We start from the raw sequence: 24883 nt of genomic DNA, 5'->3' as shown, positions 1-24883 counted from the left end.
GCCTCTAAGGCAAGAAATTTGCCGCAGAGGCAAGCCTCCGGCTGAATGGAGAGCATGAGCTCTCCCGCAAATGAGCCCGAGAACGAGCCCGCCGGCGATTCCGCGGTGCCCGCCGAGGCCCTGCCCGTCGTCGCGCCCCAGCTCCGGGCCCTGCGCCGCCGGGCCGCCCTCACCCTGGAGGCCGCCGCCCGCGCCGCCGGGCTGTCGCCCGCCCACCTCTCCCGACTGGAGACCGGGCAGCGCCAGCCCTCGCTGCCGATGCTGCTCGCGCTGGCGCGTATCTACGGTACGACGGTCTCCGAGCTGCTCGGCGAGAGGGTCGCCGACCGGGACGCCGTCGTGCGCGGCGGCGACATGGAGCCGACCGCGGCCGGCGGCTGGACGTACTGGCAGGCGGGGGCGCCGGGCCGCGGGATGCAGGCGCTGCGCGTCCATGTGCCGTACGGCTCGCAGGGCGACATCGTGCGGGTGCATCCCGGCGAGGAGTGGCTCTACGTCCTCAAGGGGCGGCTCCGGCTGCGCCTCGGGGACGCCGCGCACCGGCTCGCGCCCGGCGACAGCGCGCACTTCGACTCGCTCACCCCGCACCGCATCGCCGCCCAGGACGACGGCGGGGTGGAGCTGTTGTTCGTCCACACGCTGTTGCAGAGCCCCACGGCCACCCTGTGCCTGGGCCCCACCCCTGGAGAGACGCCATGAGCAACATCGAGGAGAAGTTCCCGCGCGCTCTGTGGGTGCGGCTCATCATCTACATCGCGGTGGGGCACCTCTTCGCGGCCTTCATCTACTTCCTGTTCGAGGCGGGCGCGAAGTAGGCAAGGTGCACAGCGGCTGGCGGACGTCAGTCGAGCAGCCGCTCCCGCAGCAGCTCCCGGGTCTGCGCACTCACCCGCAGGCCCTGCTCCAGGTAGGTGTCGACGCCGCCCCAGGTCTCCTCGATCGTCTCGAAGGCCGCCGTCAGATACTCGGCGCGCGCGTCGAACAGCGGGCTGAGCAGCTCCATGACCTCGGGCGAGTAGGCGGAGGCGTCGCTGCTGCTGCGGCGCACCTTGTAGCGGCGGTGCTTGGCGTTGGACTCCAGGTAGTCGGTGACGATCGCCTCGCGCTCCACGCCGAGGGCGAGCAGCGTCACGGCGATGGACAGGCCCGCGCGGTCCTTGCCGGCCGCGCAGTGCATCAGGGCCGGGACGCTGTCCTGAGCGAGCGAGTGCAGCACCTGGGAGTGCTCGGAGGTGCGCTCCTTGATGATCGAGCGGTAGGAGACGACCATCCGGTCCGCGCCCTTGCCGTCGGCCAGTATCTCGCGCAGTTGGTCCAGGTCGCCGTCGCGGACCATCTTCCAGAACTCCGCGCCGTCCGCCGGGTCGGACAGCGGCAGGTTCACATTGCGCACGCCCGGCAGCTCGACGTCCGGCCCCTCGAGCTTCTGGTCGGCCGCGTTGCGGAAGTCGAAGATCGTGTGCAGGCCCAGGGAACCGAGGAAGGACGCGTCCTCCTCCGTCGCGTGGGCGAGGTGGCCGCTGCGGAACAGCACTCCGCGCCGCACCCGTCGTCCGTCCACTGTGGGAAGTCCGCCCACATCGCGGAAGTTGCGAACCCCGGCCAGTTCGGGCTCGGTCGACGGGATCTGCTGCGTCACGGGGGCTCCTCCCGGTCGGCCCCGGCGGCGCGGCTCGGCGGTGCGGCCGACGGGGTGCGCTCTCGACCATACGACATGGCTTCCAGGGCCAATGAGTTGTCCACAGGCGTTGCCTCGGAGGCGTCTGGCCCTTGATGATGTTGGTACTTGATCGCACCTGTTCGTCTCTGTGAGGGCTTGATGCTGGAGATCTCCGACAACGGCCGTACCTGGCTCCTGACCGGGCCGACCAGCAGCTACGCCGTCCATCTCACCGACGCCGACGAGCTGCTGCACCTCCACTGGGGACCCCGGATCGCGCTCGCCGACGCCGAGGCCCTCGCCGTACGCCCGCTGCCGGAGTACCGGCCCTTCGAGTCCCCGCTCGACGGACGCGAGGAGTACCCGGTCGAGGGCGGCCCCCGCTTCGTACGGCCCGCCCTGTCCGTGCGCACCGAGGAGCGGCGCGGCACCGAGTGGGGTTTCGAGCGGTACGAGACCGAGGGTGACGAACTGCGGTTGCGCTTTTGTGACGACGGGCTGAACGTCACCCTGCACTATCGGATGCGCGGGGACGTGATCGAGCGCTGGGTGACTGTGCACAACCAGGGACGCGCCCTGGAGCTGCTGCGCGCCGACTCGGCCACCTGGACGCTGCCCGACCGGGAGGGGTGGCGGCTGTCGCAGTTGCACGGCCGCTGGGGCGCGGAGTCCCGGCTGGCGCAGGCCCCGCTCACCTACGGTGAGAAGGTCATCGGCAGCCGCCGCGGCCACACCGGCCATCAGCACCTTCCCTGGGTCGCGCTCGACACGGACGCCACCGAGGAGCGCGGCGAGGTCTACGGCTGCGCCCTCGGCTGGTCCGGGTCCTGGCGCATCGCCGTGGCCCAACTGCCGGACGCGCGTGTGCAGATCACCGGCGGGGCCGGACACGACGACTCGGGCCTGCTGCGCCTCGATGCGGGGGAGTCCTTCACGACCCCGGTCTTCGCCGGTCTGTGGAGCGACGGCGGCTTCGGCGGGGCGAGCCGCGCGTGGCACGCGTACCAGCGCGCGCATGTGATCCCCGACGCCGACCGGGACCGGCCGGTGCTGTTCAACTCCTGGGAGGCGACGGAGTTCGACATCTCCGAGGAGCAGCAGAGCCTCCTCGCGCGGCGCGCCGCGGCCATCGGCGTCGAGCTGTTCGTGGTCGACGACGGCTGGTTCGGGACGCGCACCAGCGACCGCGCCGGGCTCGGCGACTGGACACCCAACCCCGACCGCTTCCCGTCCGGCCTCAAGCCGCTCGCCGAGTACGTGCACGCCCTCGGCATGCAGTTCGGCATCTGGGTCGAACCGGAAATGGTCAATCCGGACAGTGAGTTGTATCGCGCCCATCCAGAGTGGGTTCAGCGTCAAACGGGACGAAAGCGGACGGAATTCCGCAATCAGCTCGTGCTGAACCTCGCGCGCGAAGACGTCCAGGAGTACCTCTGGGAACAGCTCGACGGGCTGCTCACCAGCGCCCCGATCGACTATGTGAAGTGGGACTTCAACCGCTGCTTCACCGACGCCGGCTGGCCCGGTGAGCCGTATCCGCAGCGCCTCTGGGTCGACCACGTGCGGGCCCTGTACGGCCTTCTGGACCGGCTGCGCGCCGCACACCCCGGGGTCGCCTTCGAGTCCTGCTCGGGCGGCGGCGGACGGATCGACCTCGGCGTGCTGAGCCGCACGGACCAGGTGTGGACCTCGGACAACACCGACCCCCTCGACCGGCTCGCCATCCAGCACGGCTTCAGCCAGATCCACCCGGCCCGCGCCATGGCCGCCTGGGTCACCGACAGCCCGAACGCCATGCTCAACCACCGCGCCAGCTCGCTGCGCTTCCGCTTCGTCAGCGCCATGGCCGGGGTCCTCGGGGTCGGCGGCGACCTCTCGCGATGGACGGAGGAGGAGCTCGCCGAGGCCCGGGGTTGGGTGGGGCTGTACAAGGAGATCCGCCCGCTCGTGCAGCGCGGCGACCTCTACCGGCTGCGGCCGCCGCGGGGCGGGCTGAGCGCGGTGCAGTACGTGCTCGGGGGCGAGACGGTCGTCCTGGCCTGGCTCCAGGCCCAGAGTTTCGGCGAGCCCCTGCCGGCCCTGCGGCTGCGCGGCCTCGACCCGACAGCGTCGTACAAATGCCTTGAAACGGGCGAAATTCACCGAGGGGCCGTACTGGTGCATCACGGGCTGCGTACCGGCCTGCATGGCGACCTTGATGCGGCAGTTATTCGCCTCCGTCGCATCTAGGGTTTCTGTCCGAATTGGTGCCTTCATTCCAACTCGCTCCGTATTAAAGGAAGGTGGAGCAGTGTCACGTGAGGAGCGTCATATTCGTAACCGTGCGTCGCCCGTCATGTTCACGTAATTCGCGTGCTTTTCAAGGGACTTTGCGACGGGCGACGCCCCGATAATTTACGGACAGTGACCAGTAATTCCCACAAGGGATCAACAGGAACGCATTCGGCTGGAACCTCTCGCTTGTTCCCGTGCGTCTTCCTCGCTTACGTTCGCCACCAATCCGGACGGACGCCTAATCCTGCCGCCGCCCGGATCCCGCGCTGACTCACCCGTGCACGGCAGGAGCGGGGGACCCACAGGTACAACCGCCTGTTCCGGTCTCCGGAACGGCTTGGGGTCAAGTCGCGCCCAGGCGCGGCCGGGCATCTCCAGCCCGCACCCGACAGCTCACCTCGCAGGCGCCGGAGAGGAATTCGCCATGCCCGCGAAGGGTAAGCACCGCCGCCCGAAGTCCCTGCGCTTCACTCGCTCCATCGCCGTCGCCGGAACCGGTGGCGCCGCTCTCGCTCTTCCGCTCATGGGGGCCACCGGCGCCCACGCCGCTCCCTCGCAGCCCGTTTCGGAAAAGGCCGTCCAGTCCCTTCCGGTCGCCGGCCAGAAGGCCGTTGAGAAGAAGGCCGCCGAGAAGAAGAACGGCGTGCGGACCTATTCCGTGAAGCCCGGCGATTACCTCGCGAAGATCGCCGACGACCAGAACGTCAGCGGTGGCTGGAAGCGGCTCTACGCCGACAACCGGGCGGCCGTCGGCGACGACCCGTCGCTGATCCACCCCGGCCTCAAGCTCACGATCGGCGGCAAGAGCGGCAAGAAGGCCGCGACGAGCACCCCCAAGTCCTCGTCCCCCGCCCCGTCCAAGAAGTCCTCCTCGAAGGACTCGAACGCCTCGAAGTCCGCCGCGAAGACGACCACGGCCGCCGAGACCGGCACCGTCAAGGGCTTCTCTGCACCCCTGGCCGGCGCCTCCCTCGGCACCGGATACAAGGTGGCGGGCAGCATGTGGTCCAGCGGCTACCACACCGGCGTCGACTTCGCCGCCGCGACCGGCACCTCGCTCAAGGCGGTCGGCGCGGGCACCGTCGTCTCGGCCGGCTGGGGCGGCGCGTACGGCAACCAGGTCGTCATCCGGCTCGAGGACGGCTACTACGCGCAGTACGCCCACCTGTCCTCGCTCTCCGTCTCGGCCGGCCAGACCGTGACCGCGGGCCAGCAGATCGGCCTCTCCGGCTCGACCGGCAACTCGACCGGACCGCACCTGCACTTCGAGATCCGCACCTCGCCGGACTACGGCTCGGACGTGGACCCGGTCGCCTACCTCCGCTCCAAGGGCGTCGGCATCGGCTGACGGTCGCCCCGCGCGACAACCGCCCGCCTGACACACGGCCGAAGGCCGGACCTCGATCCCCGGGTCCGGCCTTCGGCGCGTCGAGGGGTGTCGACAGCGCGGGGAATTCGGGAGAGGGTGATCTCCGTTCGGTGGTGCAAGCGCTTTCTCTCCCTGTCCTCGACGGTCCATGACCAGCGAAGGGGCCCTAGCCGTGACGACCACGCGCAGAGCGTTCGGAACCCTGGCCGCCGCAGCCGCACTGGGGGCACTCGTCCCGGCGGGCGCGGCGAGCGCCGCTCCCCGCCGTCGGCTCATCGCCTACGACGACTTCCGCCACGGCCTCGGCCAGTGGGCGACCGAGCTCCAGGACGGCGGCACCGTCACCGCGTCGCGCGGTGTGCTGGAGATCGACGTACCGAGCGGTGCGACGGTGTGGTTCAGGCAGCGGCTCGAAGGGCCGTACGTCCTCCAGTACACGGCCACCGCCGTCTCCGCGGGTGGCCCCAACGACCGCGTCTCCGACCTCAACAACTTCTGGAACGCCCTCGACGTCCGGTCCCCCGACGACCTCTTCGCCACTCAACGGAGCGGCGCGCTGGCGGAGTACGACCACCTCAAGACGTACTACTCGGGCTACGGCGCCAACTACAACACCACGACACGCCTGCGCCGCTACGTCGGCGAGGCCGGGGTCCGTCCGCTGGTCCACGACTACACGGAGCCGCTGCTGGTGCCCAACCGGCCGAACCGGGTCAGCGTCGTCTCCGACGGATCCACCGTCCAGTGGTGGAACAACGGGCGGCTCGTCTTCGACTACACCGACCACGAGCCCTACACCGGCGGGCACTTCGCCTTCCGGACCGTGTGGAGCCACTTCCGGATCAGCGCCTTCCGAGTGTGGCGACCGATCCCGCAACAGCCCTGATCAGAGGCTTATTCCAGGTTTGGCCAACACTTTAGGAGTGGCTTATCTCACCGCCCGTCAACCCTTCCTTACGGTCGCGTAGGTCACATTCGAAGGTGAATCATGTCCCGACGTGGCAGGCGATTCGAAGAATGACAGCAGATCAGTGATCGGGTCGTACGTTGCGGTGGGGGACAGCTTCACCGAGGGCGTCGGCGACCCCGGCCCCGACGGGGCGTTCGTCGGCTGGGCCGACCGTTTCGCGGTTCTCCTCGCGGACCGGCGGCCCGAGGGCGACTTCGACTACACCAACCTCGCCGTACGCGGCAAACTTCTCGACCAGATCGTCGAGGACCAGCTTCCGCAAGCCGTGGAACTGGCCCCGGACCTGGTCTCGTTCTGCGCGGGCGGCAACGACATCATCCGGCCCGGCACCGACCCCGACGAGGTGGCCGAGCGCTTCGAGCGGGCGGTCGTCCGGCTCACCTCGGCCGTCGGCACCGTCATGGTGACGACCGGCTTCGACACCCGTGGCGTGCCCGTGCTGAAGCATCTGCGCGGCAAGATCGCCACGTACAACGGCCATGTGCGGGCCATCGCCGACCGGTACGGCTGCCCGGTGCTCGACCTGTGGTCCCTGAAGACCATTCAGGACCGCCGGGCCTGGGACGACGACCGGCTCCACCTGTCTGCCGACGGGCACACGCGCGTGGCGCTTCGCGCGGGCCAGGTCCTCGGCCTCGAGGTCCCGGCCGACCCCGACCAGCCCTGGCCGCCGCTCCCTCCCCGCGGCACCCTCGAGGTCCGCCGCGACGACGTGCACTGGGCGCGCGAGTACCTGGTGCCATGGATCGGCCGGCGGCTGCGCGGCGAGTCGTCGGGGGACCATGTGACGGCCAAGGGCGCGTTGTCCCCGGACGACATCAAGATGCGGATCCGCTCGGTGGCCTGAGAGCGGCACCCGAGGCACCGACAGGTCAGGGCCGTACCGACACACGACCGGTACGGCCCTGTCTCATGCCCTCGGTAGGGACCCGGCGCGCCTGCCCGTCGGCGTCACCGCGTCGGCGCCGTCAACGCCTCCCACTCCAGCCCCAGTTCCCGGGCCAGCGCCTCGTCCACCCACTCCTGGGCACGCGCGCGCGAGACCGCGCCCGAGTACGACGTGAGCTGTACGGCCAGCCCGTCGAGCAGCGCCGTGAGACGCAGGGCCGCGCCGGTGGGGTCGGGGCAGCGGAACTCCTTTGCGGCCACGCCCTCGGCGATGACGTCGGTGATGGCCCTCTTCCACTGCCGGTCGAGATCCCGCGTGACCTCCTGCAGCGCGGGCTCGCGCAGCGCCGCCGCCCAGCCCTCGATCCACAGCCGCCAGCCCTTGGCCTGCCCGGTCGGCGCATACCAGCGCACGGCCGCCCGCAGCCGTCGCAGCGCCGTCGTACGGCGGCCCAGGAGCCCCCGCAGATGGGCCAGATCACCTTCGGCCGCATGGGCGAACGCGGCCGCGACCAGCTTCTCCTTGGTGGCGAAGTGATACAGCACCAGCGCGTTGCTCACACCGAGCGCCGAGGCCACGTCGGCGATCCTGACCGCCGCGACGCCCCGCGCCTCTATCTGCTCGACGGCGGCCCGCAGCAACTCCTCGCGCCGCTCCGCCACGCTCAACCGCACTCGTGCCACGTCGACACCCTAAAGCCTCACCACGAGCCGTCCCCGGGCCACGGTCGAGCGGAGCCCCGCAGCCGCCGGGGCGGGAGCGGTAGTGGCTGACGTGGATGCCGCAAAGGCAACCGCGGCGGCAGACGAGTTGCGGGCGGCCGGACACACCGCCCATGCGCGGCCACGGTCACCTGTACCGGCCGAACCGCTCGGTGATCACCGGCAGCCGGTCCGCCGCGATGGCGTGCGCGGCCGTTCGCGGTGCCGTCCCGTCGGCCTCCGCGCGGGCGAGCATGAGGTCGGTCAGGGCGCGCATCGAACGTCGCGTGTGGGCGAACGCCTCGTCAGCGTCCGGGACGACGTCCCCGAACAGCGTCCACCACCACCAGGCGTTCGTGGCCGAATTGACCACCACGTCAGGCAGCACGGTGACGCCGCGCGCGGCCAGCAGCTCCTCCGCGTCGGGCCGTACGGGCATGTTGGCCGCCTCGGCGATCCAGCGGGCGGTGACGCGCCCCTGGTTCGCGCCGTCGATCACGTAGGACACCGCCGCCGGAACCAGCACCTCCGCCTCGGCCGACAGCCAGGCGTCGCCCGGCAGTTCGCGGTCCCCGGGGCGCAGCGCCGCGCGGTCGACGGTGCCATAGGCGTCCCGCGCCGCCAGCAGCGCCTCGACGTCGAGTCCGGCCGGGTTGGCGATCGTGCCCTTGATGTCGGCGACGGCGACGACGGTGAGCCCCGCGCGCGTGAGGAAGCGCGCCGTGGCCCCGCCCATCGTCCCCAGGCCCTGCACCGCCACGCGCGTCCTCCAGTACGGCACACCGGCCCGGTCCAGGGTGGTCAGCACCGACTCCGCGACCCCGCAGCCGCCGACCAGCTCGTCGAGGCCGATGCCGTCGACCTCCAGCGCGAACGCCTCCGCGAGCCGCCGCCGGCCGCCCGCCTCGTCGTCGAGCAGCGGATACACGGCCTGGACGGTCGAGACGAGCCCCGCCTCGGCCGCCGCGCGATCGACCACGTCCTGGGTGAGACCGAGATCCTCGCCCGTGGTCCACAGGCTCTCGATGTACGGCCGCATGGTCCGCAGGTAGCGCACCAGCAGGCCGTACGCCTGAGGATCCCGGGGATCGCAGTCGATGCCGCCCTTGGCGCCGCCCAGCGGGACGTACCGGGCCTCGGGGTCGTAGTGCAGGGCCTCCTTGATGCTCATGCCGCGGGCGAGCCCGGCGACCTCGTCCAGGGTGCAGCCCGGCCGCATCCGCAGCCCGCCGCTGGCGACGCCCCGCACGAGCCGGTCGATCACCAGGAACCCCTGGTGGCCGGTGACGTCGTCGGTCCAGGTGAGCGACAGCAGGGGTGTGGTCATGAGGGCGGGTCTCCGGGGTCGGTGCCGGTCCGCGGGGCGAGGGCGGCGGGCCGAGGCTACTGAACGATGAGTCAGTATCAAAGGGAGGCGGGGACATGTCAACGCGAGGGATGAATCCTCAAGGACGGAGTGTTGCAGGAAGAGCGCCGGAGCCTGCCGGACCAGCGGGTTTCGGGGGCGTCGGCGGGAGTGTCGGCGGAGCCGACCATAATGGAATTACTCACCGACTCCACCTGGAGGTACCGTGGCCGGCTTCCGTCTGACGAGTTCCGGGCTGCGCGCCCTGCGGCCCGAGGCCTTCGGCGTGGACCCCAGCGGTGAGCGCATGGCGCGCATCCGCAGATCGCCGCACTTCAAGGACGGGGTCTTCCAGAACCCCGGGGGCGCCGCCCGGACCCGGCCCTCCGGGTCGATGCTGGAGTTCGCCAAGATCTTCTTCGACAAGGACGCCCGGCCCCGCCGGTCCCCGAAGGGCACCGTGCCGGTGCACCCCACCACCTACGCCGATCTGGCCAAGCCGCCCGCCGGCGGACTGCGCCTGACCTGGATGGGGCACTCCAGCATCCTCGCGGAGATCGACGGCCACCGCGTGCTCTTCGATCCCGTGTGGGGCGAGCGCTGCTCGCCGTTCCCCTTCGCCGGGCCCAAGCGACTGCACCCCGTGCCGCTGCCGCTCGCCGCGCTCGGGCCGGTCGACGTCGTCGTCATCTCGCACGACCACTACGACCACCTCGACATGCCCACCATCAAGGCGCTGGCCGGCACCGACACGATCTTCGCCGTGCCGCTCGGCGTCGGCGCCCACCTCGAACACTGGGGCGTGTCCGCCGACCGGCTGCGCGAGCTGGACTGGCACGAGACGACCAAGGTCGGCGGGCTCGGCCTGACCGCCACCCCGGCCCGCCACTTCTGCGGCCGCGGACTGCGCAACACCCAGCACACGCTCTGGGCGTCCTGGGCCGTCGCCTCGGACGAGCACCGGATCTACCACAGCGGTGACACCGGCTACTTCGAGGGCTTCGCGGACATCGGTGCCGAGCACGGCCCGTTCGATGCCACGATGATCCAGGTCGGCGCCTACTCGGACTTCTGGCCCGACATCCACATGACGCCGGACGAGGGTGTACGGGCCCACCTCGACCTCCAGGGCGGCGACCCGACGGCGGGCGTCATGCTGCCGATCCACTGGGGGACCTTCAACCTGGCGCCCCATCCGTGGGCGGAGCCGGGCGAGTGGATGATGCGGGCCACTCACAAGGCCGGGGTCACGCTGGCCGCTCCGCGCTGCGGGGAGCCCTTCGAGCCGGCCTCGGTGCCGCCCGTGACGCCGTGGTGGCGGGAGGTCGCCGAGGCGCCCGCCGAGGGGTGGCCGACGTGGCCGCCGGTCGCTTCTGAGGCGGGGGACGCGGCGATCGTGTAGGGCGACGTCTGCACAATCTGCATACGCCGACGCCGGCGGCCGACGCCGACGGTCGACGGCCGCATTGGGGGCGCGAGGGATCTTTCCTCGTGCCCCCTCGTGGTGATTCGCGCTGGGCGCACAGGGGTGCGTTGAGGCGTCCGTGCGGCACTGTGTGCCGTTACGGCGGGTGACGTTCTGGGGATCGGAGGGGCGGGCGCACGGGGGTGCCGAAACGTCCCGGCCGGGGCGGTGGCGGGCCGGTGAACGACATGGCCGCGAGGGGCGGGGTACGGAAAGTGTCCCGCCCCTCGACTTTTCTCGGCTTTCCTTCGTGACCACTTCTGACCAGGTCCGATCGTTGGATTGCTCCTTGTGGGCGAACGGTGGAGCGGGTTATCGGTCTGTCGTACGAGGCTTCATACCAGAGCGGGACGCTACCTGCGGGACTTTGTCAACTGCCCACCGCACTTGATGTGGAGGCGACTACTGTCGGTGTCCGTCGGGCGACAGGGAGCCGAAGCCGAATGCGTCGGCTCCGTCGACCGACATCGCGATGGCGCATGCCCCGGGCCGCGCAGACCGCGCACCCCCAGGCCCCGACCGACGGACCAGTACGAGGACCCCCGATGTCTCAACTACGCGCCCCGGCCGCACGCGCAGACCGCCGTGAGGGCGGGCGGCACGGGCGCCCGGCCGCCCGCACCGCACCCGCGCTGCCCGAGACCCACATACGGCCCCAACTCCTGCGGCTGGCCGTGCTGCCGCCCGTCGCGGTGACCCTCAGCGCCTGCGCGGCCGTGCTCTTCGTGGTGCGTTCCGCCGAGGTACGGCCCAGCCTCACCCTGTGGGGCGTGCTCGCCGGAGCGGTCTCGGTGACCCTGGCGGGCATCCTGATCGCCGCCGTGGCCGCCAACCGCACAGCCAGAACCGTGAGCGACCGCATCCGCGCACTGCGCCGCAGCAGCGCGCGGGGCGAGGCCGATCTGCGGGACCTCGTGGAGACACTGCGGCGCGGCGACGGGCCGCCCAAGCGCAAGCCGCGCGGCGGCCCCTCCGAGGGTGCCGACGACTTCGAGCTGCTCGCCGCCGACCTGGCCCGCGCCCACGACGGCGCCGTCACCGCCGTCGTCCAGGCCTCCCAGCTCTCCAGCCAGGCGGGCAGCGAACAGAAGCTCGAGGTCTTCGTCAATCTCGCCCGGCGTCTGCAGTCGCTCGTGCACCGCGAGATCTCCATCCTCGACGAACTCGAGAACGAGATCGAGGACCCCGACCTGCTCAAGGGGCTCTTCCACGTCGACCACCTCGCCACCCGCATCCGCCGCCACGCGGAGAACCTCGCCGTGCTCGGCGGCGCCGTCTCCCGCCGGCAGTGGAGCAACCCGGTCTCCATGACCGAGGTGCTGCGCTCGGCCATCGCCGAGGTCGAGCAGTACTCCCGGGTCAAGCTCGTGCCGCCGATCGACGGAACCCTGCGCGGGCACGCCGTCGCCGACGTCATCCACCTGCTGGCCGAACTCGTCGAGAACGCCACGGTGTTCTCCGCCCCGCACACCCAGGTGCTGCTCCGCGCCAACCTCGTCACCTCGGGGCTCGCCGTCGAGGTCGAGGACCGCGGGCTCGGCATGCCCGTCGGCGAGCAGAACCGCATGAACGCCCTGCTCGCCGACCCCGACCAGGTCAACGTCGCCAGCCTGCTGGCGGACGGGCGCATCGGGCTCTTCGTCGTCTCGCAGCTCGCGAAGCGGCACGGCATCCATGTGCGGCTGCAGACCAACATCTACGGCGGTGTCCAGGCCGTACTCGTCGTGCCGCAGGGGTTGTTGGGGACGGAACCGGCAGCGCGCGCGGGTGCGGGGCGGGCACAGGAGCCGCAGGGCGCGGGTGGTGCGGGGGGCGCGGGCGTATCGGCGCAGCCTCCGTCGCAGGCCCATCCGCAGCAGCCGGCCCCACCCCGGGCAGCGGGGGCGCCGCAGCCGCGTCGGCGGCATGCTTCGGGGGGCGCGTCGGCTGGACCCGCCGGTGTTGGTGGTGCGGGTGGTGGTGCCGGGTCGACCGGCTCTGCCGGGGCGGCCGCTGGATCTGCTGGATTGATCGGTCCTGACGGTCCTGAGGGTCCTGGCCGTCCTTCCGGGTCCGCCGGGGTGGAGAGTGCCGCCGGGCAGCGGGGCGTGGGCGAGGCGTCGCAGGTCTCGCAGGGCGCGTCGCTTCGGCAGCAGACGCAGGCCGACGGACAGGGCGCGGCCGTTGGCACTCGGCCAGGCAGCGGCAACGGGCCGGCACCGCTGCCCGTGCGCGGCGCCCGGGGGGAACGGGCCAACCCGGCGGAGGCCGTACCCGGCATCAGGTCCGACGAGCGCCGGCTCGTCGAGGAGAACACCGTCGCTCCGCCGACCCCACGCGTCAGCACCGTCCGCGGCACCATGGGCAAGCCCCAGCTTCCCCGGCGCCGCGCCCAGGAGCACATCGCACCGCAACTCCGCGACGGCCCCGCCCCGCGTCAGGACTCCGACACGCTCGCCGGGCACGACCCGGGGTTGATGGCGGCCTTCCAGCGGGGGATCGGGCTGGCCGAGACGCAGCAGCACATGGAATCGGTGCGGGGGGATGCCGAGCGTGTGGGTGACGGACATGTGGGTGGCGGACATGTGAGTGACGGACATGTCGTCGGCGGACATGTGGTCGGCGGGTCTGTGGAGGCTGCGCACATGGGTGCCGGGCCCACGGGTGCCGGGCATATGGACGGCAGGCCCATGGACGGCGGATCCGCACCGCTGGGGCTAGGCGAGCCCGGACATAGGGAGTCGCGCTATATGGGCGGCGCGCACATGGATCCGGGACACATCGACCCGGGCCACATGGGTGCGAACCATGTGGCCGCCACGCACACAGCCTCCGGTCATACGCTCCTGGGCCACACAAGCGCTAGCAGCAGCGTGAGCAGCAGCATGAACGTGGGCCACATGGACTCGGCGCACACCGCCACCCCGCACGGCGACCCGGACCGGACACAGCCCACACCGCTGCGCCCGACGTCCCTGGATGCACTCCACATGGACGTGACCCCCATGACCGCCCGGCCCCCCATAGGCGCAACGCCCATGGACCCGGCCCACACAACCGAGCCACACCCCGGGCTCGCGCCCGGCACCGACCACACCACCTGGCCCGACGGGAGCGCACCAGCCGGATGACCACGACTGTGACCAGCTCGACGTCCGCCTGGGAGTCCACCCCCACCCCCAGCGCTCCCGCAGACCTTCGTACCTCAAGGAGTCGATCCACCATGGCGAGCGAAGCGCCGACCGCTCATGTCTCCGATCTCGACTGGCTCATGAGCGGCCTCGTGCAGCGGGTACCGCACACGACCAGCGCGGTCCTCCTCTCCTGCGACGGGCTCGTGAAGTCGGTTCACGGCCTCGACCCGGACAGCGCCGACCACATGGCCGCCCTGGCCTCCGGCCTGTACTCCCTCGGCCGCAGCGCCGGCGTCCGTTTCGGCGACGGCGGGGACGTGCGCCAGGTCGTCGTCGAACTCGACTCGAGCCTGCTGTTCGTGACCACGGCCGGAGCCGGCACGTGTCTCGCCGTGCTGGCCGGCCGCGAGGCCGACGCGGCGGTGCTCGGCTACGAGATGGCGATGCTGGTCAAGAGCGTCCGCCCGTACCTGGTCACGGCACCCCGCCAGCACACCGTCGAACCCTCGGCGCTGAGGCCTTGAACGTGACCGCTGCCGGCGACGGGCCCTGGCTCGACGACGCGGCCGGGCGGCTGGTGCGCCCTTTCACGGTCAGCAACGGCCGTACCCGGCCCACCGTCGCGCTCGACCTCATGTCGCAGGTGATGGCCACCGGGGCGACCCCCCTCGGCTACCTCGGCCCCGAGCACGAGCTGGCACTCGACCTGTGCCGCGCCCCCGTTTCGGTCGCCGAGGCAGCCGCCCACCTGAAGCTGCCGGCGGCGGTCACCAAGGTGCTGCTGTCGGACCTCGTCGACTGCGGGGCGCTCACCACCAAGCCCCCCGAGTTCCACCACAACCCGACTGACCGGGCTCTTCTGGAGGCAGTGCTCGATGGACTACGACGACAGCTCTGACCCCTTCCCCACCGCACTGAAGATCTTGGTGGCGGGAGGCTTCGGGGTAGGCAAGACGACCTTCGTGGGTGCGGTCAGCGAGATCGCGCCGCTCAGCACGGAGGAACTGCTCACCACGGTCAGCGCCGCTACCGACAGCCTCGACGGCGTGGAGAACAAGGTCGAGACGACGGTGGCCATGGACTTCGGCCGCATCACCCTCGATCCGGAACATGTCCTGTACCTGTTCGGCACGCCCGGCCAGGAACGGTTCTGGTTCATGTGGGACGAACTCTCGGAGGGCGCGCTCGGCGCGGTCATCCTCGCCGACACCCGGCGCCTGGAGGACTGCTTCGCAGCCGTCGACTTCTTCGAGCAGCGGGGTCTCGGCTTCATCGTCGCGATCAACGAGTTCGACGGCTCCTACCGGTACGACCCGGAGGAGGTCCGGGCCGCCATCGACCTCGACCCGGAGATCCCCGTCGTCCGCTGCGACGCGCGGATCTCCAGCTCCGGTGTCCAGACCCTGCTGACCCTGGTACGACACCTCATCGCCCACACCCCGGCGCCCGCGCCAAGCCATGGCGCCCACATGTGACACCCGCACACAAGGCACGGAGCCGCATATGACGTACGCCCACAGGGACGGAACCCGCCCATGAGCTACGGCCCACCCCATCCGGTCGCTCGCCTGCTGCTCACCCCCGAGGACAAGGAGGCCCCAGCCCGCGCCCGGCGGCTGCTTCGACTGGGTCTGGGGGACCACTGCGACCCGGCCCTCGACATCTTCGCGGACCATCTCGCCGAGCTCACCGGGGCGCCGTACGCCATGGTCAACTTCATCGACGAGAACCGGCAGTTTTTCGCCGGCCTGCATGTGCGGCACCGGGTGGCCCTGACGCGGGCCGATGACGACAAGCCGGAGCTGGGCCGGTACATGGAGCGCGACCATGGGTTCTGCCCCCATGTGGTCGTACGACGCAAGGCGCTGGTCCTGGAGGACGTCTGCGACTATCCGCGGTTCGCCGGCAATCCGATCGTCGACGAGTTCGGCATCCGTTCCTATCTGGGCGCCCCACTCATAGACTCCACGGGGATGGCGCTGGGCACCGTGTGCGTGGTCGACGTGGAGCCGCGGCCATGGGGGAGGGCCGGCCTGGACACCATCAAGGCGTCGGCGGCGGACCTCGCGCTACGGCTGGAGCGGCGGGCGGGGGACGGGCTGCCGCTGTGAGCGGCAAATCCCTCACGTAGCGCCAAATGCCCTATGCAGTGGGAGAGTTCGGCGGGTTTGTCGCCCAGGGGCATACGGAAGAGGGACACATGACCGATCTGCGTCTCGGAGCCCTCGGCTTCGGCCTGCGCGGCTCGCTCGCCCGCACCGCCCACCGGCCCGGCGAGGGCGCGCGCACGGCGGTCGTCGCCGATCCCGACCCGGCGTGCCGGGACGCGGCCACGGCCCGCATCCCCGGTGTGCGCACGGTGGATGAAGCCCCTGGACATCACCGTGGAGCGCTGCGACCGCGTCCTGCGCACCGCTCACGAGACCGGCACCAGGCTGTACGTCGGGCACAACATGCGGCACATGCCGGTGGTCCGACTGGCACGCCGAACGCCGCTGCAGCACCGGCCTGTTGCTGCAGAAGGGCGCCCACGACATCGACGTCCTGCACTACTGGCTCGCGGGCGGATACACCCGCCGCGTGCAGGCGTTCGGCGACCTCATGGTGTACGGCAACATCCCGCACCGCCGCGCCCCCCGGTGAAACCGAAGGCCGCCGACTGGTGCACGGAGGACGGTCACTGGCCGCCGCACACGGTGTCGGACGCAGCAAAGGGCGCCGGACACGGTGGCGCCGATCCGCTGATCGTCGACGAGTTCCTGCGGTTCGTACGGGAGGGCGGGCGCACCGACACCTCGCCGGTGGCCGCGCGGATGGCGGTGGCGGCCGGCTGCGGGGCGACCGAGTCGCTGCGCGCGGAAGGCGCCGTACGCGAAGTGTCACCACTCGATCCGGCGCTGATCGCGTACTTCGAAGGCGGTCAGGGGGCTGCCGGGCCCAGGGCGTGAAGGAAAGCTGTGGCGCCGCTTAAGAAATCCTCGATGGACCAGGGCGCCGCCGTGCGGCAGATTGCTACGCGATTCCACCCCTCTCCCCGGCCGCGGGCTCCCTCGGCATGCCCGCGGCCGGGACTCACGCACAGGAGCCGTAGCGTTGAAGGCGCTGGTCAAGGAGAAGGCGGAGCCCGGGCTGTGGCTCGCGGACGTTCCGGACCCGGCCGTCGGACCGGGCGACGTACTGATCAAGGTGCTGCGCACCGGCATCTGCGGCACCGATCTGCACATCCGGTCCTGGGACAACTGGGCGCGGCAGGCGATCCGCACCCCGCTGGTGGTCGGGCACGAGTTCGTCGGCGAGGTCGTCGAGACCGGCCGGGACGTCACCGACATCGCCGTCGGCGACCGGGTCAGCGGCGAAGGCCATCTGGTGTGCGGCAAGTGCCGTAACTGCCTGGCCGGCCGCCGTCACCTGTGCCGTGCCACGGTCGGGCTCGGCGTCGGACGGGACGGCGCCTTCGCCGAGTACGTGGCCCTGCCCGCCGCCAATGTGTGGGTGCACCGTGTGCCCGTGGACCTCGATGTCGCGGCGATCTTCGACCCGTTCGGCAACGCCGTGCACACCGCGCTGTCGTTCCCGCTGGTCGGCGAGGACGTGCTGATCACCGGAGCCGGCCCGATCGGCCTGATGGCGGCGGCCGTGGCCCGGCACGCGGGGGCGCGCAACGTCGTGATCACCGACGTGAGCGAGCAACGGCTGGCGCTGGCCCGCAAGGTCGGCGTGAGCCTCGCGCTGAACGTGTCGGAGGCGAGCATCGCCGAAGGGCAGCGCGAACTCGGCCTGCGCGAGGGCTTCGACATCGGCCTGGAGATGTCCGGCCGCCCCGAGGCCATGCGCGACATGATCGCCAACATGACGCACGGCGGCCGTATCGCCATGCTCGGCCTGCCCGCCCAGGAGTTCCCGGTCGACTGGGCCCGGATCGTCACCTCGATGATCACCATCAAGGGCATCTACGGCCGCGAGATGTTCGAGACCTGGTACGCGATGTCCGTGCTGCTGGAAGGCGGCCTCGACCTTGCACCCGTGATCACCGGCCGCTACGGCTACCGCGACTTCGAGGCGGCGTTCGCCGACGCGGCGAGCGGCCGCGGCGGCAAGGTCATCCTCGACTGGACCCTCTGACCTCCACAAGGGACTGATGATGTTCGACTCCGTGCGCGACGACCTGCGCGCCACCCTCGACGAGATCCGCGCCGCCGGCCTGCACAAGCCCGAGCGCGTCATCGACACACCGCAGTCCGCGACCGTCAACGTCAGCGCGGGCGGCCGACCCGGCGAGGTCCTCAACTTCTGCGCCAACAACTACCTCGGCCTCGCCGACCACCCCGAGGTCGTCGCCGCCGCCCACCAGGCCCTGGACCGCTGGGGCTACGGCATGGCGTCGGTCCGTTTCATCTGCGGCACGCAGGAGGTGCACAAGGAGCTGGAGGCGCGCCTTGCCGCCTTCCTCGGCCAGGAGGACACGATCCTCTACTCCTCCTGCTTCGACGCCAACGGAGGCGTGTTCGAGACGCTCCTCGGCGCCGAGGACGCGGTGATCTCCGACGCCCTCAACCACGCGTCGATCATCGACGGCATCCGGCTGTCCAAGGCCCGTCGCTTCCGCTACGCCAACCGTGATCTGGCCGACCTGGAACGGCAGTTGAAGGACGCGTCCGACGCGCGGCGGAGGCTGATCGTCACCGACGGCGTCTTCTCCATGGACGGCTATGTGGCGCCCCTGCGCGAGATCTGCGACCTCGCCGACCGCTACGACGCCATGGTCATGGTCGACGACTCGCACGCCGTCGGCTTCGTCGGCCCCGGCGGCCGCGGCACTCCCGAGCTGCACGGCGTCATGGACCGCGTCGACATCATCACCGGCACCCTCGGCAAGGCGCTCGGCGGCGCCTCCGGCGGCTATGTGGCGGCCCGCGCCGAGATCGTCGCCCTGCTGCGCCAGCGCTCCAGGCCGTACCTCTTCTCCAACACCCTGGCCCCGGTGATCGCGGCGGCGTCCCTGAAGGTCCTCGACCTGCTGGAGTCGGCGGACGACCTGCGCGTCCGGCTCGCCGAGAACACCGCCCTGTTCCGCCGCCGTATGACGCAGGAGGGCTTCGAGATCCTCCCCGGCGACCACGCCATCGCGCCCGTGATGATCGGCGACGCGGCGAAGGCCGGTCGGCTCGCCGAGCTGCTGCTGGAGCGGGGCGTGTATGTGATCGGCTTCTCCTACCCGGTGGTCCCGCAGGGCCAGGCCCGCATCCGCGTGCAGCTCTCCGCCGCGCACTCGACGGACGATGTCAACCGTGCCGTGGACGCCTTCGTCGCGGCCCGGGCGGAACTGGAAGCCTGAGGTCCGGGCAGCCCGGACATATTGCGATAATCGATCTCATGATCGAAGCGCGGCGGCTCCACATCCTCCGTGCGGTGGCCGACCACCGCACCGTGACGGCGGCTGCCGCCGCGCTGTACCTCACCCCCTCCGCGGTTTCCCAGCAGCTCGCGGCCCTGGAGCAGGAGACCGGCCACCGCTTGGTCGAGCGCGGTGCCAAAGGCGTACGGCTGACCCCGGCCGGCGAGATCCTGCTCGGCCATACCAACGCCGTCCTCGCCCAGCTCGAGCGGGCGGAGGCCGAGCTCGCGGCGTACAGCTCGGGCGCGGCCGGCACGGTCACCGTCGCCTCCTTCGCGACCGGAATCGCCCTGGTCGTCGCACCGGCGGTGGCCCGCCTCGCCGAGACGTCCCCCGGTATCCGCATCCGCGTCCAGGATGCCGAGGGCGACGCCAGCCTGCCCATGCTCCTCGACCGGCAGGTCGACATCGCGGTGGCCGTCGAGTACCGCGGGGCGCCGCCGGCCGACGACCCCCGCCTGGCGCACGTACCGCTGTACGCCGAGCCCTTCGACGCGGTCGTCCCGGTCAGCCACCGCCTGGCCGACGCGGCGGAGGTCCCGCTCGCGAAACTGGCCAAGGACACCTGGATCGGCCCCTACCCCGGCAACCCCTGCCATGACGTGGTGGTCCTGGCCTGCGAGACCGCCGGCTTCCAACCGTGCCTCGAACACTCCTCCGACGACTTCCGAGCGGTCGTCGCCCTCGCCTCGGCCGGCGCGGGAGTGGCGCTCGTGCCCCGCTCGGCGCTGTGCGGCATGGACCTCGCGGGGGTGGTCGTACGGCCCGTGGACGGGGTGGCTCCCACACGCCGGGTCTTCGCGGCCGTACGGCGAGGCGCCGAGGAGCACCCCTTGATCCGGCCGGTGCTGGAGGCGCTGGGCGAGGCGGCGGGAGAGTAAGCCGCGGCCGGAGAGTGAACCACGGTGGGGGTGAGCCGTCCGTAACATGGACGTCTCACATTCGGGATAGTGTCCCGAATGTGAGACACGATGCGACAGGCGATAGCGAGCCCCCCGACCCGGTCGACACCCGCCTCGGCGCGCGCCTGGCCGAGCTGCGGGCCGAACGAGGCTGGTCCCTGGGCGAGTTGGCGGAACGCAGCGGCATCAGCCGCTCGACTCTCTCCCGGGCCGAACGGGCGGAGATCAGTCCCACCGCCGCACTCCTGAACCGCCTGTGCCACGTCTACGGCCGCACCATGTCCCAGTTGCTCAGCGAGGTCGAGTCCGAGCCCGCGCTGCTGGTACGGGCGGCCGAGCAGCCGGTGTGGGAGGACCGCGCTTCCGGGTTCGTACGACGATCCGTGTCGCCGCCGCACACCGGCCTGCGTGCCGAACTCGTCGAGGGACGGCTGACCGCGGGGGCCGACATCGCGTACGACCGACCGCCGGTACCGGGGTTGGAGCAGCACATATGGGTGCTGGAAGGGGCGCTCGACGTGACGGTTCAGGAGGCCGAGCACCATGTCGGTGCCGGGGACTGTCTGCGGATGCGGGTGTGGGGGCCGACGCGGTTCCGGTGCGCGGGGCCGCAGGCGGTGCGGTACGTACTGGCGGTGGTGAAGCCGTGATCGTGACGCGACTGGACGAGATCCAACTGCTGGAGCTGGTCGAGGACTTGGCCGACCTGCTGATGGACGCCGTGGACGACGGTGCCTCCGTCGGATTCCTCGCCCCTCTCGACCGTACGGCGGCCATGGTCTGGTGGAAGGAGCGCGCGGCGGCCGTCGGTGCCGGGCGGCTGGCAGTGTGGGTGGCGCACATGTGCGGGCGCACCATGGGCACGGTCGGCCTGGACTTCCCCGACAAGCCCAACAGCAGCCACCGGGCCGAGCTGGTCAAGCTGATGGTGCACCGGCACGCGCGCGGGCAGGGGCTCGGCCGCCGGCTCCTGACGACCGCGGAGGAGGCGGCGATCAAGGCCGGCGTCACCCTCCTCCATCTGGACACAGAGACCGACAGCCGCGCCGAGCGCCTCTACGACTCGGCCGGCTGGACCCGGGCCGGGGTGATCCCGGACTACGCGGCGAGCCCGTCCGGAGTCCTGCGGCCCACGACGATCTACTACAAGCGCGTGTGACCGGGCGCCCTTGTGTCTGAGGCACTTGTCAGTGCCGCGTGGAACACTCACCGGGCGGAAAAGGACCCGTGGACTGTGAGTGATGGACGGGTTCATGATCCTGGAGGACGGAACCCTGTTCGGATGGACCGCCGAGCAGAACTTCAGCTGCTGGGCGCGTCCCTGGGGCGGGCTGCCCCTCTCACCAGGTGATTGTCGGTGGCAGGCGCTACCGTGCGTCTCATGCCGGATGCCGAAGACGTACGCCGTATCGCCCTCTCTCTGCCGGACACGCGGGAGAAGATCGCCTGGAGCATGCCCACGTTCCGGGTCGCGGGCAAGATGTTCGCCACCCTGCCCGAGGACGAGACCTCCCTTGCGGTGCGCTGTCCCAAGGAGGAGCGCGACGAGCTGGTCCTGGCCGAGCCGGAGAAGTTCTGGATCGCCGACCACGAGGCGCAGTTCGCTTGGGTGCGCGCCCGGCTCGCCGCCCTGGACGACGAGGACGAACTGCGCGACATCCTCGCCGACTCCTGGCGCCAGGCCGCCCCGACCCGTCTGCTGGAGGCGCATCCGGAGCTGGGGCTGCCGACGGGGGACTGACATCTCTGCGGCATTGTCAGTGCCCCGTGCCATGATCCGAGGGCTGGTGTGGGAGCCGGGGCGGAGAAGGCCTCGGCCACCACGGCGGCTTGTGCGACGGCGTGGGGGAACGGGTCGGCCGGGGAGGGGCGAGGACCGTGAGCGGGGGCGAGGAGGCAGGCTCGCGCCCGGTGTGGTCGCGCAACTTCGGCCTGTTCTTCGTCGCGCGCGCCGTCGCCCAACTGGCGACACCATGCTGCCGGTGGCCCTCGCCGCGGGCCTCCTGCTGCACGGGTACGGCGGGGGAGCGGTCGGTCTCGCCCTGGCCGCGACGTCCGCCGCCTTCGCCGGGCTCATCGTGTTCGGCGGGGTCATCGCCGACCGCTTCAGCACCCGCAGGCTGATGATCGGCGCCGACCTGGTCCGCCTGTGCACCCAGTCCCTGGCCGCCGTGCTCTTCTTCTCCGGGCACGTGGTGCTGTGGCAGATCTGCGCGATCGGCTTCGTCAACGGCGTGGCGGGCGCCGTGTTCCAGCCTGGCGTGGCAAGCACGGTGCGCCGACTCGCCGCCGACGTCCAGGGGGCGAACGGAGCCATCCGGATCGCCGAGGCCGCGACCACCTACGGGATCAGCGCACTGTGCCTCCTGCTCCTGCGTCTGCCCGCGCGGCCCCGGCCGCCGGAGGGCGATGAAGCCGGCCGGGGCACCAGAGCCTTCCGCGCCGATCTGGCAGAAGGCTGGCGGGAGTTCAGGTCCCGGAGCTGGCTCTGGGGTGTCATAGCCGTCTGGAGCGTTTACATGATCACCGTGTGGGGTCCGACGGTCCCCCTCGTCGCCGCGGAGGTGGTCCAGCAGCACGGCCCCCGCTCCTACGGCCTGATCAACTCCGCCCTCGGCGCGGGCACCGTCGTGGGCGGCCTGCTCGCCCTGCGGCTGCGTCCTCGCCGTATGCTCCGTGCCGGCGCGACAGGTCTCTTCGCCTTCGCCGGCTTCCCGGTGACGGTCGGCGCGGGCCTGGGTGTTCCGGACATGGCGGCGGGAGCGGCCGTCGCCGGGGCCGGCATGGCCTTCTGGAGCGTGATGTGGGCGACCAGCGTCCAGACACAGGTCCCGGCCGACGTCCTCAACCGCATCCACGCGTACGACGTGGCGGGCTCCCTCGCGATGATGCCGGTTGGCCAGTCCATCGCCGGACCGGCCGCCGCGACCCTCGGCGCCGATCATGTGCTCTTCGTCGCCGGAGGGATGAGCCTCGTCGTCGCGGGTGCGCTGCTCTCAGTGCGGTCGATACGGGACCTGGTACGGGCGGACGCCCCGACGAAGCCTGGGGCGGCGCCGGTGCCGGGGGACGAGCGCGTGTGCCTGCGCGGCACCGAGGCGCGTCCTGGCAGCACCGAGGGCTGCGGGCACGAATAAACGGGTGCGCGACCACCGACCCGAGTGCGGTATTGTTTCCATGCACGTTCGGCCAGGGGAAACCCCAGGTCAGATAGGCACCGGGACGTGGCGCAGCTTGGTAGCGCACTTGACTGGGGGTCAAGGGGTCGCAGGTTCAAATCCTGTCGTCCCGACGGTGCGAAGGGTCTTCGCAGGCGAGAGCCTGTGGGGGCCCTTCTTCTGTGTGGGTCGCTTCCGGCTTCGGGGTTGAGCATGCCGCTCATCGGCACCTTTACTCGGAGGCCGGCGAAGATGCCGCTCTTGGACTTGAACAAGATCACTGCGGGCCTGTTGAAGACCTGAGCGGGGTTCCTGCGGGACTGGGACCGCTCGCTGCGGCCGGGGACCCGGTCGAGGTCACGCGGGCGCATGTGGAGGCGTTCCAGGCGGCTCACTTTTGCAGCCGGCGCCTGGCCGCGGATCCGATCGTTCTGCTGGCACTACGGAACGAAAACCGGCAGGACAGTTCGTTTGTGCCGGTGGGGTCTGGGCCTGAGCTGCGCCCTTGCTGGCCTGGGGAGTTGTGTTGAGGGATGCGGAGGACTTCCCTCTAGTTCCCCGGATTTCCCTGGGAGAGACCGCCGGACGTCCTGTCCCCCGGCACGGACTCGATCCCGATGCGTGGGTGCGGCCCCTGTGCGCGCTCGTCGTCGCAGGGGTCGCCGCCTATGCTTCCCACGTCCACCAGCGGAAGTTCGCCCTGCAAGGCGGAGCCGACTCGGTCAGTGCCTCGCTGTGGCCGCTTTCGGTTGATGGACTTTTGCTCCTGCCCGCGGTCGGGCTCCTCAAACAGTCAGAATCTCGGACCCGCCGGGCACGGTGGGCGATTTGGTCGGCCTTCTTGCTGGGAATCGCGGTCTCTCTGGCCGCAAACATTGCGGCGGCACCGGCCTTGGAATGGAAACCGGTCCTCGTCGCCGGGTGGCCGCCCGTCGCCCTGCTGCTCTCGGTTGAACTTCTCGTGCACCGTCCGGGTGATCGAGTCACGGACGAGATGGTGTGGCCGAAGAGGAGCAACGGCACAGAGGGTTGGGCCTACTACGCCGCCTGGCGCGACGAGGGAATCCTCACCCAGCTCAACTACGACCTGACCGGCTGGCCCGCGTGAAGGAAGGGCGCAAGCCCGAACCGACCGCTTCCGTGATCGACACCCAGAGCGTGAAGACCTCCACCAATGTGCCCCTGACCGGCCAGGGAACCGACGCCGCCAAGAAGATCGTCGGCAGGAAACGGGGCATCCTCACCGACACGATCGGACTCATCCTCGCCGTGGCTGTCACCGCCGCGAGCCTGTCCGAGAACACCGTCGGAATTCAGCTCCTCGACCAGGCCAAGAAGACGTATCCGACCATCTCCGAGAGCTGGGGCGACACCGGCTTCAAGAACGCCGTCATCGAGGACGGCGCCAGTTGTCCGTTGACAGCGAAGTTGGTCCGGCAGAAGGCGCTGACCTGCACGGACCAACTTCACTGTCAATGCACCCCATGATGCTGCTCATGCTCCAAGTCCCGGGCCTTTGGCGACTGGAATGGATGGCAAGAGCGGCGCCCGATTGGGTTCACTGTTGTAGACCGTATGTAGCGGCCGTTCTGAGCTGTGGCTGAGGTCGGCTGCCGCGCCGAAGGCCGATGCCCCGCTGGGA

21 protein-coding genes, 1 tRNA gene, 4 pseudogenes and 1 riboswitch are annotated in these 24883 nt (G+C 70.8%); of the genes and pseudogenes, 23 read left to right on the top strand and 3 right to left on the bottom strand.

Translation table 11 applies throughout. From position 1 onward, the window contains the following. Window positions 1–54: 54 nt before the first annotated feature. Together ACP4J3_RS09675 and ACP4J3_RS09670 are read left to right on the top strand one after the other, a co-directional pair. On the top strand, window positions 55–699 hold the full coding sequence (locus ACP4J3_RS09675) for a helix-turn-helix domain-containing protein (protein ID WP_426532456.1): 645 nt from the start codon (window positions 55–57) through the stop codon (window positions 697–699). After that, window positions 696–815, top strand: a complete 120-nt coding sequence (locus ACP4J3_RS09670) for a DUF6126 family protein (RefSeq protein WP_426532454.1) — start codon at window positions 696–698, stop codon at window positions 813–815. The genes ACP4J3_RS09675 and ACP4J3_RS09670 overlap by 4 nt, the downstream gene beginning before the upstream one ends. Before the next feature lie 26 nt (window positions 816–841). Here ACP4J3_RS09670 and ACP4J3_RS09665 read toward each other — a convergent pair whose 3' ends face one another. Beyond that, on the bottom strand, window positions 842–1639 hold the full coding sequence (locus ACP4J3_RS09665; RefSeq protein ID WP_426532452.1) for a tyrosine-protein phosphatase: 798 nt from the start codon (window positions 1637–1639) through the stop codon (window positions 842–844). A 180-nt stretch (window positions 1640–1819) separates the two neighbouring features. Between ACP4J3_RS09665 and ACP4J3_RS09660 the strand changes: the two genes are divergently transcribed. From ACP4J3_RS09660 to ACP4J3_RS09645, 4 genes are all read left to right on the top strand, one after another. Further along, window positions 1820–3889, top strand: a complete 2070-nt coding sequence (locus ACP4J3_RS09660; protein WP_426532450.1) for an alpha-galactosidase — start codon at window positions 1820–1822, stop codon at window positions 3887–3889. A gap of 299 nt (window positions 3890–4188) precedes the next feature. Beyond that, a riboswitch (cyclic di-AMP (ydaO/yuaA leader) is annotated at window positions 4189–4354 on the top strand. A 4-nt stretch (window positions 4355–4358) separates the two neighbouring features. Continuing rightward, window positions 4359–5282, top strand: a complete 924-nt coding sequence (locus ACP4J3_RS09655) for a M23 family metallopeptidase (RefSeq protein ID WP_426532448.1) — start codon at window positions 4359–4361, stop codon at window positions 5280–5282. Window positions 5283–5475: 193 nt separating this feature from the next. Beyond that, window positions 5476–6189 carry a DUF6250 domain-containing protein gene (locus tag ACP4J3_RS09650; protein ID WP_426532446.1) on the top strand — a complete coding sequence of 238 codons (714 nt, stop codon included), beginning with the start codon at window positions 5476–5478 and terminating at the stop codon, window positions 6187–6189. A gap of 145 nt (window positions 6190–6334) precedes the next feature. Next, the gene (locus ACP4J3_RS09645) at window positions 6335–7120 is read left to right on the top strand and encodes an SGNH/GDSL hydrolase family protein (protein WP_426532803.1); all 786 of its coding nucleotides are present in this window, start codon (window positions 6335–6337) and stop codon (window positions 7118–7120) included. Between the two features lie 104 nt (window positions 7121–7224). Here ACP4J3_RS09645 and ACP4J3_RS09640 read toward each other — a convergent pair whose 3' ends face one another. Together ACP4J3_RS09640 and ACP4J3_RS09635 are read right to left on the bottom strand one after the other, a co-directional pair. Then, window positions 7225–7845 carry a TetR/AcrR family transcriptional regulator gene (locus tag ACP4J3_RS09640; protein WP_426532444.1) on the bottom strand — a complete coding sequence of 207 codons (621 nt, stop codon included), beginning with the start codon at window positions 7843–7845 and terminating at the stop codon, window positions 7225–7227. A gap of 166 nt (window positions 7846–8011) precedes the next feature. Beyond that, window positions 8012–9190: a Glu/Leu/Phe/Val dehydrogenase dimerization domain-containing protein gene (locus tag ACP4J3_RS09635; RefSeq protein ID WP_426532442.1), complete on the bottom strand. Its 1179-nt coding sequence runs from the start codon at window positions 9188–9190 to the stop codon at window positions 8012–8014. 244 nt (window positions 9191–9434) lie between these two features. On the opposite strand from ACP4J3_RS09635, the gene ACP4J3_RS09630 reads away from it, so the two are divergent. From ACP4J3_RS09630 to ACP4J3_RS09550, 17 genes and pseudogenes are all read left to right on the top strand, one after another. After that, window positions 9435–10610 (top strand): MBL fold metallo-hydrolase, encoded by a 1176-nt coding sequence (locus ACP4J3_RS09630; protein ID WP_426532440.1) that lies wholly within the window; start codon window positions 9435–9437, stop codon window positions 10608–10610. A 608-nt stretch (window positions 10611–11218) separates the two neighbouring features. Further along, window positions 11219–13783, top strand: a complete 2565-nt coding sequence (locus ACP4J3_RS09625) for a sensor histidine kinase (RefSeq protein ID WP_426532438.1) — start codon at window positions 11219–11221, stop codon at window positions 13781–13783. A 92-nt stretch (window positions 13784–13875) separates the two neighbouring features. Then, complete coding sequence (locus ACP4J3_RS09620) at window positions 13876–14310, top strand: roadblock/LC7 domain-containing protein (RefSeq protein ID WP_426532436.1); 435 nt, start codon at window positions 13876–13878, stop codon at window positions 14308–14310. 2 nt (window positions 14311–14312) lie between these two features. Further along, on the top strand, window positions 14313–14684 hold the full coding sequence (locus ACP4J3_RS09615) for a DUF742 domain-containing protein (protein WP_190068460.1): 372 nt from the start codon (window positions 14313–14315) through the stop codon (window positions 14682–14684). Beyond that, entirely contained in the window at window positions 14662–15261 is a 600-nt protein-coding gene (locus tag ACP4J3_RS09610; protein ID WP_194038940.1) for a GTP-binding protein, read from the top strand. The genes ACP4J3_RS09615 and ACP4J3_RS09610 overlap by 23 nt, the downstream gene beginning before the upstream one ends. 60 nt (window positions 15262–15321) lie before the next feature. Further along, window positions 15322–15897: a GAF domain-containing protein gene (locus tag ACP4J3_RS09605; protein WP_426532434.1), complete on the top strand. Its 576-nt coding sequence runs from the start codon at window positions 15322–15324 to the stop codon at window positions 15895–15897. An 89-nt stretch (window positions 15898–15986) separates the two neighbouring features. Further along, window positions 15987–16734: pseudogene (locus tag ACP4J3_RS09600) on the top strand (hypothetical protein). 145 nt (window positions 16735–16879) lie between these two features. Further along, complete coding sequence (gene tdh / locus ACP4J3_RS09595) at window positions 16880–17908, top strand: L-threonine 3-dehydrogenase (protein ID WP_426532432.1); 1029 nt, start codon at window positions 16880–16882, stop codon at window positions 17906–17908. Between the two features lie 19 nt (window positions 17909–17927). After that, entirely contained in the window at window positions 17928–19121 is a 1194-nt protein-coding gene (locus ACP4J3_RS09590) for a glycine C-acetyltransferase (RefSeq protein WP_426532800.1), read from the top strand. Window positions 19122–19159: 38 nt separating this feature from the next. Beyond that, entirely contained in the window at window positions 19160–20062 is a 903-nt protein-coding gene (locus ACP4J3_RS09585; RefSeq protein ID WP_426532430.1) for a LysR family transcriptional regulator, read from the top strand. Window positions 20063–20142: 80 nt separating this feature from the next. Continuing rightward, on the top strand, window positions 20143–20733 hold the full coding sequence (locus tag ACP4J3_RS09580) for a helix-turn-helix domain-containing protein (RefSeq protein WP_426532428.1): 591 nt from the start codon (window positions 20143–20145) through the stop codon (window positions 20731–20733). Further along, window positions 20730–21242, top strand: a complete 513-nt coding sequence (locus ACP4J3_RS09575; protein WP_426532426.1) for a GNAT family N-acetyltransferase — start codon at window positions 20730–20732, stop codon at window positions 21240–21242. Before ACP4J3_RS09580 ends, ACP4J3_RS09575 begins: the two co-directional genes overlap by 4 nt. Window positions 21243–21464: 222 nt before the next feature. Next, window positions 21465–21824 (top strand): MmcQ/YjbR family DNA-binding protein, encoded by a 360-nt coding sequence (locus ACP4J3_RS09570; protein ID WP_426532424.1) that lies wholly within the window; start codon window positions 21465–21467, stop codon window positions 21822–21824. Between the two features lie 137 nt (window positions 21825–21961). Then, a pseudogene (locus ACP4J3_RS09565) lies at window positions 21962–23220 on the top strand (MFS transporter). Window positions 23221–23301: 81 nt separating this feature from the next. Continuing rightward, window positions 23302–23375 (top strand) — tRNA-Pro (locus tag ACP4J3_RS09560). A 389-nt stretch (window positions 23376–23764) separates the two neighbouring features. Beyond that, window positions 23765–24151: pseudogene (locus tag ACP4J3_RS09555) on the top strand (DUF2637 domain-containing protein); the annotation flags it as partial. Between the two features lie 126 nt (window positions 24152–24277). Then, a pseudogene (locus ACP4J3_RS09550) lies at window positions 24278–24681 on the top strand (transposase); the annotation flags it as partial. Between the last annotated feature and the right edge of the window lie 202 nt (window positions 24682–24883).

This window comes from Streptomyces sp. UG1 (assembly GCF_049974585.1).
Taxonomy (GTDB): domain Bacteria; phylum Actinomycetota; class Actinomycetes; order Streptomycetales; family Streptomycetaceae; genus Streptomyces.
The sequence above is the reverse complement of the archived record's forward strand: the minus strand, read 5'-3'. Positions and strand labels throughout refer to the sequence as shown.